Origin of the sequence: Desulfobacula toluolica Tol2 (assembly GCF_000307105.1) — a bacterium.
Lineage (GTDB): Bacteria > Desulfobacterota > Desulfobacteria > Desulfobacterales > Desulfobacteraceae > Desulfobacula > Desulfobacula toluolica.
This window is the reverse complement of the sequence record NC_018645.1, coordinates 2170489-2185733: the sequence shown is the minus strand read 5'-3', so window position 1 is coordinate 2185733 and position 15245 is coordinate 2170489. Positions and strand designations below refer to the sequence as shown.

General features: G+C 38.6%; 16 protein-coding genes and 1 tRNA gene. 12 read left to right on the top strand and 5 right to left on the bottom strand.

The window, feature by feature from the left end:
• Nucleotides 1-2: 2 nt before the first annotated feature.
• Nucleotides 3-1610, bottom strand: a complete 1608-nt coding sequence (locus TOL2_RS10070; protein WP_014957369.1) for a peptide chain release factor 3 — start codon at nt 1608-1610, stop codon at nt 3-5.
• A gap of 261 nt (nt 1611-1871) precedes the next feature.
• Nucleotides 1872-2015: a hypothetical protein gene (locus TOL2_RS25470; protein ID WP_232508114.1), complete on the bottom strand. Its 144-nt coding sequence runs from the start codon at nt 2013-2015 to the stop codon at nt 1872-1874.
• A gap of 471 nt (nt 2016-2486) precedes the next feature.
• Between TOL2_RS25470 and TOL2_RS10065 the strand changes: the two genes are divergently transcribed.
• Complete coding sequence (locus TOL2_RS10065; protein ID WP_014957368.1) at nt 2487-4022, top strand: carbon-nitrogen hydrolase family protein; 1536 nt, start codon at nt 2487-2489, stop codon at nt 4020-4022.
• Nucleotides 4023-4298: 276 nt separating this feature from the next.
• On the opposite strand, the gene TOL2_RS10060 is transcribed toward TOL2_RS10065, so the two are convergent.
• Nucleotides 4299-4370, bottom strand: a tRNA-Ser gene (locus tag TOL2_RS10060).
• Nucleotides 4371-4529: 159 nt separating this feature from the next.
• Between TOL2_RS10060 and TOL2_RS10055 the strand changes: the two genes are divergently transcribed.
• From TOL2_RS10055 to tnpC, 8 genes are all read left to right on the top strand, one after another.
• The gene (locus TOL2_RS10055) at nt 4530-5768 is read left to right on the top strand and encodes a tyrosine-type recombinase/integrase (RefSeq protein ID WP_014957367.1); all 1239 of its coding nucleotides are present in this window, start codon (nt 4530-4532) and stop codon (nt 5766-5768) included.
• A gap of 205 nt (nt 5769-5973) precedes the next feature.
• Nucleotides 5974-6723 carry a DUF2285 domain-containing protein gene (locus TOL2_RS10050; RefSeq protein WP_014957366.1) on the top strand — a complete coding sequence of 250 codons (750 nt, stop codon included), beginning with the start codon at nt 5974-5976 and terminating at the stop codon, nt 6721-6723.
• 90 nt (nt 6724-6813) lie between these two features.
• The gene (locus TOL2_RS10045; RefSeq protein ID WP_041279405.1) at nt 6814-7050 is read left to right on the top strand and encodes a hypothetical protein; all 237 of its coding nucleotides are present in this window, start codon (nt 6814-6816) and stop codon (nt 7048-7050) included.
• A 24-nt stretch (nt 7051-7074) separates the two neighbouring features.
• Nucleotides 7075-8580, top strand: a complete 1506-nt coding sequence (locus TOL2_RS10040) for a DNA primase family protein (protein WP_014957365.1) — start codon at nt 7075-7077, stop codon at nt 8578-8580.
• Nucleotides 8581-8877: 297 nt separating this feature from the next.
• The gene (locus TOL2_RS10035) at nt 8878-9252 is read left to right on the top strand and encodes a hypothetical protein (protein ID WP_014957364.1); all 375 of its coding nucleotides are present in this window, start codon (nt 8878-8880) and stop codon (nt 9250-9252) included.
• A 251-nt stretch (nt 9253-9503) separates the two neighbouring features.
• Nucleotides 9504-9824, top strand: coding sequence for an IS66 family insertion sequence element accessory protein TnpA (gene tnpA / locus TOL2_RS10030; protein WP_014956142.1), 321 nt, complete (start codon nt 9504-9506; stop codon nt 9822-9824).
• Nucleotides 9821-10168 carry an IS66 family insertion sequence element accessory protein TnpB gene (tnpB, locus tag TOL2_RS10025; RefSeq protein ID WP_014956143.1) on the top strand — a complete coding sequence of 116 codons (348 nt, stop codon included), beginning with the start codon at nt 9821-9823 and terminating at the stop codon, nt 10166-10168. Before tnpA ends, tnpB (TOL2_RS10025) begins: the two co-directional genes overlap by 4 nt.
• 44 nt (nt 10169-10212) lie before the next feature.
• Nucleotides 10213-11745, top strand: a complete 1533-nt coding sequence (gene tnpC, locus TOL2_RS10020) for an IS66 family transposase (RefSeq protein ID WP_014956144.1) — start codon at nt 10213-10215, stop codon at nt 11743-11745.
• 33 nt (nt 11746-11778) lie between these two features.
• Here the strand turns inward: tnpC and TOL2_RS10015 are convergent, their stop codons facing one another.
• Complete coding sequence (locus TOL2_RS10015; protein ID WP_041279404.1) at nt 11779-12066, bottom strand: hypothetical protein; 288 nt, start codon at nt 12064-12066, stop codon at nt 11779-11781.
• 263 nt (nt 12067-12329) lie between these two features.
• Nucleotides 12330-12704, bottom strand: a complete 375-nt coding sequence (locus TOL2_RS10010; RefSeq protein ID WP_041279403.1) for a hypothetical protein — start codon at nt 12702-12704, stop codon at nt 12330-12332.
• Nucleotides 12705-12879: 175 nt separating this feature from the next.
• Between TOL2_RS10010 and TOL2_RS10005 the strand changes: the two genes are divergently transcribed.
• From TOL2_RS10005 to tnpB (TOL2_RS09995), 3 genes are all read left to right on the top strand, one after another.
• Complete coding sequence (locus TOL2_RS10005; RefSeq protein WP_014957363.1) at nt 12880-13173, top strand: helix-turn-helix domain-containing protein; 294 nt, start codon at nt 12880-12882, stop codon at nt 13171-13173.
• A 644-nt stretch (nt 13174-13817) separates the two neighbouring features.
• Nucleotides 13818-14669, top strand: coding sequence for a hypothetical protein (locus tag TOL2_RS10000; RefSeq protein ID WP_014957362.1), 852 nt, complete (start codon nt 13818-13820; stop codon nt 14667-14669).
• A 119-nt stretch (nt 14670-14788) separates the two neighbouring features.
• The gene (gene tnpB, locus TOL2_RS09995; protein ID WP_014957361.1) at nt 14789-15145 is read left to right on the top strand and encodes an IS66 family insertion sequence element accessory protein TnpB; all 357 of its coding nucleotides are present in this window, start codon (nt 14789-14791) and stop codon (nt 15143-15145) included.
• Nucleotides 15146-15245: the final 100 nt, after the last annotated feature.

The following is a 15245-nucleotide window of genomic DNA, read 5'->3' as shown; positions in this document are numbered from 1 at the left end:
CGTTAATTATGTTCACGGGTTTTATGAAATTGAATCTGAGGCCACTCTTCCATGACAAATCCCAACTGATACTCACTAGTTGTCAAAAAGGTCAGCCAATCTTCTGAATCCATTGTAAGACTGGATTCATTTTTTCTTTTAAAATCTTTTAATATTGTTTCATCTTCACAGGTTACCCATCTTGCAACGGACAAATCAATTGTTTCATAACCGGCATTTACATTATATTCCGCTTTAAGCCGCGCCATGGTCACATCAAACTGAAGCACCCCAACAGCACCAATAATATGCATATTTCCAAGCAACGGTCTAAAAACCTGTATGGTTCCCTCTTCGGAAAGCTGAGTCAATCCTTTTTGAAGTGCCTTTGCCTTCATTGGATCTTTTAAAATCACCCGTCTGAAATGCTCGGGAGCAAAATTGGGAATGCCTAAAAACTTTAAGGGTTCCTTGGTTGTAAATGTATCACCAATTTTGATGGTGCCATGATTATGTATTCCAATAATATCTCCGGGATAAGCTTCCTCAATATTATTTCGTTCCTGGGCCATGAAAATTGTGGCATTGGAAATTTTAATTTCTTTGCCAATTCTATGGTGTTTTACTTTCATTCCTTTGGTAAATTTTCCGGAACAGATCCTGAAAAAAGCGATTCGATCCCTGTGTTCCGGGTCCATATTAGCCTGAATCTTAAAGGTAAATCCGGAAAATGCATTTTCATGGGGTTCCACATCCCGTGTAGCCGTAGATCTAACTCCTGGTTGAGGTGCAATTTTCACAAAAGTATCCAGCATCTCTTTTACCCCGAAGTTATTAATGGCCGAACCAAAAAAAACAGGGGTCTGAGTACCATTTAGATACAAATCCATATCAAAAGGATCTGATGCTCCGCAAATTAATTCCACACTTTCTCTGAGCTGCTCAGCCTGACTCTCGGAAATGAGTTCATCAAGCCGACAATCCGATAAATCATCAATGATAACACCATCATTATTCTTTGGTGTGTACCCGGAAGAAAAGATACCCAGCTCTTTTTTTTCAAGGTTATAAACCCCTTTAAACCGCTTGCCCATACCAATAGGCCAGGTCAAAGGAACACACTCAATCTGTAGTTTATCCTCAATATCTTCAAAAATATCAAGCGGTTCCATTCCTTCTCGATCCAGTTTGTTAATAAAGGTAATGATGGGAGTGTTTCTCATTCGACAGACTTCCATCAATTTCTGAGTCTGTGGTTCAACCCCTTTTGCATTATCGATTATCATGACTGCACAGTCAACAGCAGTCAAAACTCTGTAAGTATCTTCAGAAAAATCTTTATGCCCTGGAGTATCCAGAAGATTAATTTCATATCCTTGATAGGTAAACTTCATAACAGAAGAAGACACACTTATCCCTCTTTCCTGTTCAATGGACATAAAATCACTGGTGGCAGCTTTTGCAACTTTTCTGGATTTTACAGCGCCAGCTTGCTGTATGGCACCGCCAAATAAAAGTAACTTTTCAGTCAAAGTTGTTTTGCCTGCATCAGGATGGCTTATGATCGCAAAAGTTCTGCGTTTATTAATTTGATTTAAAAGGTTTTTATCTATATTATTATTTGAATTCATTAACTTCGAATTCCTTATACGCTAAATTTTAAGGGTTGAAACCTAACAGCATTTTTTCTATTTATCAACAGAAAAATATTCTATCATGACAAATTTTAAATAATTTCAGATCATTAGAAGAGAGTATTAGATTTAATTTTTTTGCAACTAATAGTGGTTATAACGTGTTAATCTTCTGATTGTTTCTTAATCTTTTGTCTCTTTTTTATTTTAAAAAAATCATAAACGCCCCATGGAAGCAGAATCACACTTAACACCTTATTATAAAGTTTCATGTTCAACCATATCAGGGTTGTTTGTCAGCCAACCATCCCAAAAGCACCACAAACCAAACCCGATCAATAAAATTGTAAAAATATAGGGACTCATCTGAGGCGGAGCGTATTTTTCGTCCTTTTTTTCCATTTTAGACCTCAAACTTAATACTCATAATGCTTATTTCGACCCAATCAAATATCATAAACCAAATCTCTTCAAAAATGGCTCTGTACAAAATAACATCAACAAGACAGAGGATCAATACTTTTTGATCAAATTCAGTTCACACTAATATTTAATGAACACATAAAACTCACCTTAGCTAATCATTAAATTTGATACTTTTGTTGACAAAAAGTAAATTCCATCCTAAACTTAACTAATCGTATTTATTGACAATAGACGTATTTCTGTATCACATAATTAAGAATAATGCAGATATTTCGCCATGGCCATAACAGAGGCAAAATCACCACTATCACCAATCAAAACAAGGTTATCCATAACAATAAAGATATTGTCATGATTGCCTGCCATGCTGAATTCAGGCAAAAGTTACAGAAAGGTAAAAGTGTATTCTCAAAATTAGTTTCTTAGATTGTAAAGGACAATTGAAAAATGATTGATGAAATAAAGCACAAACTTAAAACCAGACATCTCAGATTGGATGACTACTCAGTATTGTATGATCTTTCTAATAAAGTCTATAAAGACATTGCCTCTCCCTGGACTGAGGCACAAGTAAATCGATTAATTAAATTATTCCCAGAAGGCCAGATATGTATTGAGGATAAGGGAAAACCAGTTGCCATTGCCCTGTCTTTGATTATCGATTTTAGTCTGTTCGGGGATCAACACTCCTATAACCAGATTGTTCGAGACGGAACCTTTAAATCGCACGACCCGGAAGGAGACTATCTTTATGGTATAGATATCTCAGTAAACCCGGAATACCAGGGAATGCGTCTTGGCCGTCGCCTGTATGACGCTCGCAGGGAGCTGGCAGAAAATCTCAACCTCAAAGGAATTTTACTCGGCGGACGCATACCTGATTACCATAAATATTCTAAAGAGATGAAGGCCCAGCAGTACATTCTTAAAGTGAAAAATCGAGAACTGTACGACCCGGTACTCACCTTCCAGCTCTCCAACGATTTCCATGTCCGCAACCTCCTCGATGACTACTGGCCGGAAGATCTTCAATCCCGCGGCAATGCAGTCCTGTTGGAATGGATCAACATCTATTATCAAAAAAAAACCAAGCTGATTGGCAAGACCAAATCCATTGCCAGGCTTGGTGTCGTTCAGTGGAAAATGCGTCGTTTCGACACATTTGAGGATTTTATGCAGCAGGTTGAGTTCTTTATCGATACTGTGAGCGATTACAAAGCTGACATAATCCTCTTTCCTGAATTGCTCAATGCACCACTCATTCATACCTATGAAGGTAACAACCCGGCTGATGCCATGCGAATGTTAGCTAGCTATACGGAAGATATGCGCATGCTCATGACTGAAATGGCACTCAGCTATAACATCAATATTGTAACAGGCAGTGTTCCGCAGCTGAGGGATGATGGGAAACTGTACAACGTGAGTTTTTTGTGCAAACGAGATGGTACTTGGGACAGCCAGGAAAAATTACATATAACCCCGGAAGAAGCTACTGACTGGGGTTTTTCCGGCGGTCATGATTTAAAAGTCTTTGATACTGATGTGGGCAAGATCGGAATCCTGATTTGTTATGATGTCGAGTTTCCAGAGCTGGCCAGATTGCAGGCTTTAAAGGGTGTAAAGATATTGTTAGTGCCTTTCTGGACCGACACCAAGACTGCCTATTTACGGGTTCGGCGGTGTGCGCAGGCCAGAGCGATTGAAAACGAGTACTATGTTGCCATTTCAGGGAGCGTAGGCAATATCCCTAAAGTCGAAACCATGGGCATCCAATATTCGCAGTCTGCAATTTTTACCCCATCAGATTTTTCATGTCCTCACGATGCGATAGCCTCCGAAGCAACACCAGGTATAGAAACGACCTTAATTGCCAATCTGGATTTAGATTTAATCAAGGAGATAAGAGCGATGGGAAGCGTGCTAAATGCCGAGAATCGACGAACCGATCTGTATGAGCTGCGTTGGTTTGATGATAAATAAACTCAATATTCTACACAAAACAGTACCCCCCTCTTTTCCCAAAAGGCAGGCCCACTACACGCTTAGGCGCAGTATCAAATTAAAATGTTCCATCGGCTCAATTTGCCTATAAACGGTTTGGTCACAGCTCACTATTTCCAAATTTCAGACAGCAATTACAGAATTTTCTTGCGGACTATTTATTTATGATATTGCGCCTTATTCACAATTTTTTAATGAATACGATTTGAAACAAAAAAGGTTTTCAACTAAAAGCTGAAAACCCTTGATTTTAAATGGTACGCCTGGCAGGATTCGAACCTGCGACCTACGGATTAGAAGTCCGCTTTATTTAATTTCACATATCGTCATTATTCATAATTAACGCATTGACTTTAAAAGTTTTTTGACCTATTTTATATCTGTAGGTTTCATTAATTATCACTCAACAACATCAATATTCAGCAAAAAAATGGGGACAGAATGGGGACAGACCAAACAAGCAGACTATCAATTTAAAGGAGAAATATGGCCAAATGGAAAAGCTCAAAATATCCTGGTGTCAGATTCAGGGAACACCCCACCAGAAAGCACGGTGTTTCATTTGATAAATATTTTGCTATTCGATACCAGAGAGACGGCAAAAGGAAAGAAGAGGGCCTGGGGTGGACGTCTGGGGGCTGGACTCTGCAAAAAGCTGCTTTGAAACTTGCAGAGTTAAAAGAGGCCGCCGTTACTGGAAACGGCGAGACAAGATTATCTGAGAAACGGGAAAAAGCCAGAATAAAAAAAATAGAGATCCAGAAAGAAAAAGCACGAAAAGAAAAAGATGCTATTACCATAAAAAATTATTTTTACAAGACCTATTACCCTGCTATCCAGCAAGAAAAAAAGCATAAAACACATATCAGAGAAGAATCCTTATTCAGAACATGGATTAACCCAGCAATAGGCCATAAAACATTTAAAGATATTTCCAGTTTTGATCTGGAACGTTTAAGAAAGAACATGCTTGATGAAGGAAGAGCGCCAAGAAGCGTGCAATATTGTTTTGCAACTTTCAGACAAATATGGAACCATGCACGAATAAATGGCCTTATTAATAACGAGAGCCCAACACGAAATGTAAAATTACCTAAAGTTGAAAACCAGAGATTACGTTTTTTAAGTCATGAGGAAGCTGAAATCCTTTTGAAAAGCTTGAAAATCAAAAGCCAAAAAATCCATGATATGACCTTGTTATCATTACATACCGGAGTAAGGGCCGGAGAAATATTTTCTTTGACTTGGGGAGTTATTGATCTTGAAAATGGTTTTGCATTAGTACGAGATGCCAAAGGAAAACCACGTCATGTTTATCTAACTGATGCCACACAAGCCATGTTTGAAAGAATCTATGAAGGTCAATCCCCTTCTGAACTGGTGTTTAAAGATACCAACGGGAAACAAATTCAATTTATCAGCCATACTTTTGATAGAACAGTTAAAGAACTTGGATTTAATGATGGTGTCACTGACCGGCGTGATAAAGTCACCTTCCATACTTGCCGCCACACCTTTGCATCCTGGCATGTTCAGAACGGCACTGACCTTTACACAGTCAAAAATTTACTCGGGCATTCAACCATACAACTTACTGAGCGCTACAGCCATCTAAGGCCTGATGGTTTAAAAAAAGCAGCACAAAACTTTGATGAAAAGGTTATAAAAAATAACATTGCCCCACTTGAAAAGACAAAAATGGCTGATAACACTTCCCTGGGATAGAATCGGAGTAATTAACCGGTTTGAACTGGTATAGCAAGCTGGCCGACGACGACTTAAAACAGGCTGTAAAGGCAATGGAGCAAAACTCCATTGTTAAAAGATCGAATGGGAAGGTTTCCCATTAAAGAGGGTTAAAGAGAAAGTAGATTTATAATGGGAGCGTAAGACTTTGTCCACCTTCGATATGCAACAGGAGAATAATATATTGGAATCAAATAAAAAAACTGTCAGGTCACCTGACTGGCGCAATCCAGATGATTATGCCTTTAAGCCAGGTTTTTGGACCGAAAAGCAATTTTACGCTTGGCAATTTATAAGAAGGAATGCTGAGTATCGGAAGGATTGGGAACGCGAATTACAGCATTACCTTGAAAAAAAGGAGCTGGAGGGTTTTGAAGATTTGGACATTAATGATCCATGGTTTTTCATTGCACCTCAAAAGAAGTCCACAGTATCAAAATGGGGACTTTGCTGGTTATGCAATCCAGATGTTAATAGTCCATATATTATTTTTGAGAGGCAATACGGGGATATCCAACTCAGTCGGCTAAATGAGTTCCATCTCGGAACACCCATTGATGATATTGAAAAAATTAAACCGCTAAACGTACCAGATGGCAAAGCAAATCTGATTTTCGATCTAAGATTGCCAATCAAACCTCAACTTAAAAAGGCTCAAGAACTTTTACTTCACACACAAGAAGCTTTGAAGAAAACTGATAAATTAAAGGTCGAATCCCCAAAAACACATTTGGATAAATTCGCTGTCTATCTAAGAATATTTGATGGATATTCTGACAATGCTAAAACCAGGGAGATTGCATCTGAGATTTATCCGAATGATGATAATAGGGATACAGACTATCCAGCGAATGGCAAGGTTAAAAAGAACTATAAAACTGCGAAAGAGCTTATAAATGGTGGATATAGAAAACACATTTTAATCCCGGAATAATACTGACACCGCATTCTATCCCCGGTTCATATTATTCACAATGAGGTATAACCATACGTAAATGATAACGAATGTATTTACGGAGGTGTTATGTCCTTTTCATCAATTCTAAAAAAGTTCCATTCAATGGCTGATAAATGGCCTTCTACTTATGTTTCCAGAGAAAAAGTGGGAGAGTTTTCGGGTGGTATCCTTCACCCAAGAACCCTCGCCAATTTAGATAGCAAGGGCCTTGGTCCACAACGCTACAGAGTTGGCCGGAAGGTCGTGTATCATGTTGATGATCTGTGCGATTGGTTATCCTTACGCGCTCGCGAAATTGATTAAGCTTAAAGTGTTCCCTTGATACCTATGCCAAAACCAATAAATTCAGATTTTTCCACGGGAGAACTCTTCTCAGAAAAAGATATTTGGGAAGCCTTAGAATCAAATCAGGATGGTGATACGAAGCTTTTTATAAAATTGAACAAAGGAAGGTTTTGTTATGACCATTCAGACAAAACTTGGTTCAAGTTTAACGGTAATTTCTGGGAAATAGACAAGGTTCAAGAAGTATATGATGGATTCGGAAAGCTTATTTATGCCTACGGCAGGCTTGCAACTAAATACAGTATTCAATCTGTTGAAGCTACAAAAGACGGAGATGATGAAGCTTCCAAGACATTTGGAGGTTATTCTAAATATATCAAAAAAAGAATAAGCGCTCTGCATACGATGTATCGTAAAAAGGCGGTTCTGCAGCTTGCTTCCAGTGGGAAAAACTCTTTGGGTATTTCCGGAGATGAGTGGAATAACGCTTCAAACCTATTTCCATGTGCCAACGGTATAATAAATCTAAAAACCGGTAAACTTACTCAAGGGATGCCTGGTCAGTATATAAAATCAGCCTCACCAATAATATATTCTGCGAATTCTCCAAGCCCATTAACTTTTTTGAATTTTTTGAAGGGTGTTTTCAATGGCAACCAAGATATCATTGATTATATCCAGCGGCTTTTTGGATATTCCCTTTTAGGAACTTCTCGTGAACATATCTTTGTAATAATGTGTGGAAATGGTCGTAACGGGAAAACCACATTGCTTCAAATTATGTACCATATTTTAGGCCCTTTAGGTGGTCCTGTAAAATCTGGTTTGTTACTTGATCAAGGAAGAACAATATCGAGCTCATCACCTAATCCAGACATTTTAGACTTAAAGGGTAAAAGACTTATATGGTGTAGTGAGACGAATAAACAAAATAAATTGGATACAGGAGTAGTCAAATGGTTGACTGGAGGGGATGAATTAGTAGGCAGACCGATGTACGGTAAATCGGAACGTCGTTTTCCCCCAAGTCATACCTTGCTGCTAATAACTAACCACGAACCTAAAATACCAGGCGGAGAAGATGAATTCGCATTTTGGAAGAGAGTTCACCTTGTACCTTTTAATGTTTCTTTTGTTGAAAATCCAAAAGGGCTTTCACAATGTGAAATCGACAAAGATTTGCCCGATAAACTCAAGGAAGAAGCTGAAGGGATATTGAGTTGGCTTGTTCAAGGCTGTTTAGAATACCAAAGGATTACTTTAAAACCTCCAAAGGAAGTTCTTTTGGCAACCGCTGAATATAAAAAACAGAGTGATCCAATCAGGCTGTTTATTGATGAGGCCTGTATTGAAAAAGATGGCCAGCAGATTAAATCGAGCAATTTGTATGAAGCATATAAAGATTGGTGTAGGGATAGTGGCTATGATGCATTAGGACTAAAATCTTTTGGAGCAGAAATTAGAAAAAAATTCAAGGTGAAACGGTCTAACGGCATATACTACCTTGGTATTGGCTTAAAACAAGATTATTCGTATTATCTGGAATGATTGGAACAATGGAATGATTTTTAATAAAAATAAATTTTTTCAAAAATCATTCTATTGATATCGAAGCAGTCTTATTGTTCCTTCCATTCCTTCCATTATTCCGAATCAATTAAAATCAATCATAATGCGGCAAACATTTAATTGATCATTGATATTCGGTAATGCGCCAACGCCCGTTATATGGCCTATTACGGCCCATAAAACGGCAATTCGCGCAACATTCAACCCCAAAAACGAAACGAAAAAAGAAAGAAATCCAGTTCAATAATGGTTCAATAAAAATAAACTGAGGTTCTTATGGGAAGAAAGAGAAAAGAAATAAATCCTGTTGTGTTACATTCGATGTTTTCTAAGGGAATGACCCAGAAGGAAATTGCCAAAACACTTGGAGTTTCTCACGTTACGTTGGCAAAGCGTATTGCTGAGATAAAATCAAAAAAAGGGATTTTACTAAAATACAGGTCTTTACAAACTCTGCAGCTGACATCATTACAGGCAAGGATTCTTGAAGCAGTAACACCGGAAAAAATAGAGGATGCTTCCTTGGTGGATCTTGTAAGGGCCTTTAAGGTTTTAAAGTCAGCAGAACTTGGATTAGAGAAAGACAGAATTAAAATCACTGGATTGACTGAGTATTTGATAGAATTGGAAAAGAGAGAGACAGGAGATTAGCATAATTATATTATGGTTTCGCAAAGAAGTCTTTATGAGATGTATATGTCAGGCAGACAGTGTAATTGTATTATTATGCTTGGAATAAAAAGGGCGGTTAACCCTAACAGAATATGGCTCTGAAACAAAATGCCGTTATTATTAAAACTATAACAACCTCTAAATATTTTATTATGTAAGCGGTAATTAAACCCCATCTACTAAGGCCTCCAGATTTCGCTTAATATCTCTTCTCAAAAAGGAGGTGTGTATTGAGCAAATCGTGGAAGAAAATAAACGAAGAAAAGGCAATATTCTGGAAAACACATATCGATCAATGGACTGAATCCCGCCTGTCCCAAATAGAGTACTGCCGCCAGAATGGCCTGAGGCCGAACAGGTTCACCTATTGGAAGATTAAATTCGGTAAACCAAATCAGCCCACAGGACTGGTTCAGGTTCCTGTGCCGACTCACTTTTGTCAAGCAGGGCTAAAACTGAATATAGGCCGGGAACTGCAAGTGGAAATCCCTGACGGTTTTAAGAAAGAAACCCTTGAGCAGGTGCTTTCTGTATTGAAGGCTGTCCAATGATGAATTTTCCGTCAGACACCAAGGTCTATCTATTCTTAGGCGCAACGGATATGCGCAAAGCTATTAACGGATTGTCCGTCATTGTCAGTGAACAGATGCAACTTGACATATTTTCCTCCAACTTGTTTGTATTCTGCAACCGGACGCAGACCATTTTAAAAATTTTATACTGGGATAAAAATGGCTTCTGTATGTGGCAGAAACGTCTTGAAAAAGACCGTTTCAAGTGGCCGAAAACATCTGACGATGTCATGAATATTACCAGTCGAGAGTTGTCCTGGTTAGTTGACGGCCTGAATATAAATCAGGCACATAAACCCTTGAAATATTCCATGATTTATTGATGTTAAAACTATGAAAAAGCCCGTGGTTATGGTATATACAGTCCATGACTAAAGGCAAGGTAAAAGGTAATCGGAATCTGGATGAAGTGAAGAAAATTGCTTGTGATTTGATTGATGAGAATCAAATCCTTAAAGAGCAGGTTAAATCACTTCAGAATATGATCTTTGGTCGCAAATCAGAGAAAACGCCTAAAGATGACGGGCAAATGTCTCTGTTCGATATGCCTGAACCCGAACTTCCTATCCTGGAAAAAGAGGAGGAAGACGTAACGATTGGTGAACATACCCGTAAAAAACGTGGCCGCAAGCCTTTACCCGCCGATCTTCCCCGTATAGATGTTATACATGAACTCAGCGAGGATGAAAGACAGTGCAACTGCGGTTGCCTTAAGGAACGCATCGGCCAGGAAGAGTCAGAACAACTGGACTATATCCCTGCCAAAGTAAGGGTACTTCGAAACATCCGGTATAAATACGCCTGCAAAAATTGTGAAGGTGTGGAAGACGACGGCCCCACCGTGTCAATTGCCAGGATGCCTGAACAGATTATCCCCAAAAGCATTGCTACCCCGGGCCTTCTGGCACATATTCTGACCGCAAAATTTGCAGATGCCCTGCCGTTTTACCGTCAGGAAAAGCAATTTACCAGGATCGGTATTGAACTTGGCCGGTCGACCATGTGTACATGGGCCATGAAAGTCGCTGACGCCTGTGATATTCTAATCGACATGATGCAAAAGGACATACTGGCAAGCCCGATGATTGGTGCTGATGAAACACCTCTTCTGGTCTTAAAGGGCCCCCGGAAATCAAAATCATATATGTGGATTTTTAGAGGTGGTCCGCCTGATATGCCAATTATTCAATTCCAATATCATCCGACACGATCCGGAGATGTTGCCGCATCATTTTTGAATGGATACAAAGGCATTGTTCAGACGGATGGCTATAAAGGATATGATTTTCTGGACAAAATAACAGATATCATTCATGTGGCATGCTGGACTCACGCCCGCAGGGGATTTAAAAATGTAACAAAAGCTGCAGGGAATAAAAAGAGTTCGTCGGGCAATGCCGGCACCGCTTTAAAGTATATCAGTCTGCTTTATAAAATTGAAAAAGAAGCCCGGGTGCAGGAATTAACGCCTGACCAATTATATGCTCGGAGGCAAAAAGAAGCGGTTCCAATTTTAGAAGAGTTCAAGAAATGGCTTGATGCAAGAGTGGAAAAAGTTCCTCCCAAAAGTCTGCTTGGCAAGGCGATCCATTATACTCTCAACCAATGGCACAGGCTCATCCAATACACGACCGACGGAATCATCAGGCCTGATAACAATCTGGTTGAAAATGCCATCCGACCTTTTGTGGTCGGACGAAAGAATTGGCTTTTCTCGGACACCGTTAAGGGTGCCCGGGCCAGTGCACTGATTTACAGCTTGATTGAAACAGCCAAATCAAATGGGCTGGAGCCATATTGGTATCTCAAATATCTGTTTGAACACTTGCCTGAGGCTATGACGGAAGATGATTTTAAGGCGTTGCTTCCATACAATGTCGATAAAAAACAGTTGGCTTGACCTTCCGCCCCCTGAGTGGGGTTAAAACATCGCTTACTTTATTATTTTACCAATCTTTAGGATGAGGGCGATATTTTCCCTTTCTGGATCAAATGAGACAAGTTCAGAGTTTTTTAAAACTATTGATGTGGCGTATCCAAATAACATTGTAAAAATATATCCAAAAATGCTCGAAAGAATAAAGACTCCACCCAAAAGAAAAAATAAGAATTTTAAGGAAAAAAATCTTACATCACAGCCTCCACTATCAATAAAACCTACAATGGACGTGATAAACCAAACGACCATCGCAGTTCCAACGTAAGATTCTTTATGATTCATGCCTTTATCTCCTTTTACTGTTTCCTATGCCTATACTACACCTTTCGCTAACTGCTTCAATATAATCTCTTTTTTCCAGCTATCAGGCCCGTTCGCATAAACGATTTATTACATTTTCTGGAAAATCATTTCAAGAATGAGTACAAAATGTACCAATTCTTGAAATTAACAAAACTTAAATAACAAGCCAGAACTTCATTTGGCTATCACTTCGCTCTAACATTATAATCGATTTTTCAATCATAACCTTTTTTTGACAGACATCAGGAATACCTACTTCTTCCTTTATTTATCTGGGATTCTAAAGTCTTCATCACAAGTTGCATATCCTTATCGTTTCCTATCGTATCATCGTATTGTAATTCATAAGATACAATTGACCAAATAAGCTGGAAAAGGAGCATGAAATTTTCATCCTCTGGAAGGGTCGTCATATATTCATGAAAAATAGACGCATCCGCCATAGCACCTCCAGTTAAACCTTTAACAGGTATAGTCTGTAGAAATGAATAGTCTCGAAGAGCCTCATTAATACCAACCTCCGGTTTATTCGAAAAAAAATTCATGTAAGCATTATTGAAGTCAGAAAAAACACGTTTAGTGTTGGTTTTAATCGTAAGGTTTTTTAAAAATCCCATATCATCCTCTTAATATTTAGTAGCGATTGCACAATCTAAAAATTATGATGCAAACGGAGTTAATGAAATTATTTTTTGGCATTTATCGGACCCTTGTATAAAGGAAACAAGAATACACTTATGTGACTTATAGTCCGTAGACTGATAGTCGTCAAGGCAAATATATTAAGGCATCATGGATATTGATTGCCAGAATATTAAAACTGCTTTCGGGAAGAAACTACGTTCGCTCAGAACATCAAAAGGCCTATCCCAAGAAAAATTGGCTGAACTTTCAGACCTGGATAGAACATATATCAGCAGCGTGGAACTGGGGAAAAGGAATATCAGTATCGTGAATATCTGTCGCCTGTCCGCAGTCCTTAAAATCGAAACTTCTGAATTTTTCGACATTTATTACCCTGAATGTCTTTCAGGCTGCATTTTTATACTGACAGCCTTGCTTTTAAAGGAAAATGGCCATTACTAATGCAACCTATTAGACATTCCCCGTAATAACATTCAAAGCATTAAATCTATTTTGATTTAGGCTCTTGTTGGATTCCGGGGTCTTATTTTTATGGTGAGCCATAATTGTTTGAAATAATTGGAAATAATACCCAAGATTATAATTTGTAAAATCTTGGCAAATTTTAAATAAATTCAAACAGTTGGAGCAACTGAGGTCTAAAAGACCCTGAAACACAACATGAGCCTTGATTTATTGTCAAACGTTTTGTGCCACACTTATATGATGAGTTGAATAAAACTTTGCAAACTATTTCGGATGGTGGTAAGAATTTTTTCATTGATATTATGGGAAATTAAGCTGATTTGGATATTTTACTTTTTGGGCATTATCCTGTTAGGTAAGTGATGATTGACAGGGATAGTCTACTGTGTTCATTCGTATGAAACGCGGACATTGTTACGTAGGTAGTCTTCACTTCAGACCCTTGATTTGATTTTCCAAATTTTCGATCCAGGTCAGAAATAACAAAAGTACCCCACGCCGCTTCAATAAAGGCTTGGGAAATATATGAATTGCATCTGAACGAGATAGAGGGTAAAGATAAAAATTTAAAAATCGGAAAAAGTACGTTTTGCTGGTGGATTCATCATTGGGAGTAGCTTGTGGGAAAAAAAAGCAAAAAGAAGAATAAAAGAAGACTTAAAAAAACGATGTCAATCCGTAATGCCGCCAACAGGCAATCGCCAGCCCCCAGAGTAGAGGTGTCAAAGGATTTAATGCCTCAAGGAGGGAATGAGGACAGAAGGCTCCTAACTACCATGACCAAAGAAATCTATATGCTGGCCAGATTGCATTATGATTTGTTGGATTCAGAAAAAATACATCGGGTATTTTTAAAACTTCGTTGTATGCAACATGATCCGTTTCGAGATAGATGGGTATGGCTGTACAAGGCGGAAGCCAAGAGATTGAAGTTCAAGGGCACATATAAGGATATCCCTATTGAAAGAAGGCCGATCGTTCTTGGGGCTTTTTTCTTCAGGAACAACAGGGAAATGGTTCTTGACCTCAATTCCTTTGATCGGGCCATCAAAGCAGTCGTATTTTTCGACAAATATTTACCAAGAAAGGCTGCTAAGGTTAAAGATATTACTTTTTTGAATAAGTTTCATGATGGTTCGAAAGGATTTATCCCTAAACACCAGGACTATTTCGATAAGGGGTTGGAGGTGATCAACGACCTGAAGAGGGTTACGTCCACTATCGAAAACCCCATGGAAAAAATCAATGCCGCATATCCCCGAATGATGGAAGAGTTTCAAAAATCCATTCCGGAAGTTGAACGTATGCCCATTCATTTCTATGAAGATGGGATATCCAGTCTAAAGGGGCGTCTCTCTTTGCGGGAAATAATTGCCATACAGCATTGGCAAGGAAATAGCGATTACTCGTTCAATAATGTGTTCGAGGAGATCTTGCCATTGATACCGCCATTACCGAAACCTGAAGAATAGAAGGAAAGAAGATCGGATCAGGCTGATCATCAGGTCTTGATTATTGATTTATAACCAATGAATGCGCTGGATAAAGCGTTGATTAACCCGGTGACAGGCTTAAGGAATCGACAAAAAACATGATATACATACCACCACAATCAATTATTTTTGCGATTCCGAAACATATCAGTTTTGATATTCCTATCGATCAAATAACAGGCATTTGTAAAAGATACAGATTAGATTATTTTTCAGGGGATATTTATGCCTTCAGAGATGAAAACGAAACCCAAATAGGCTTATTAACCTATGATGGCCATGGAATTCAATGGTGTATAAAAAGATACTCAGAGGGAAAAATCAGTTGGTGGCCTCATGATACTGAAGTCGTACAATTGTTGCCAAGAGATTTACAAATTATGCTTTGGGGTGGAAATCCCAGCAAAATTAAAATGCCGGAAATGTGGAAACCAATTCATAATATAAAGCGGTAAAACGAGACTTTTTTTGAATGAAAACAGCGTCTCAAATATTACGGTTTGATCGGCCAAATTTTGCATATCAAGCCAACAATAACAAATGAAGTCAACACCT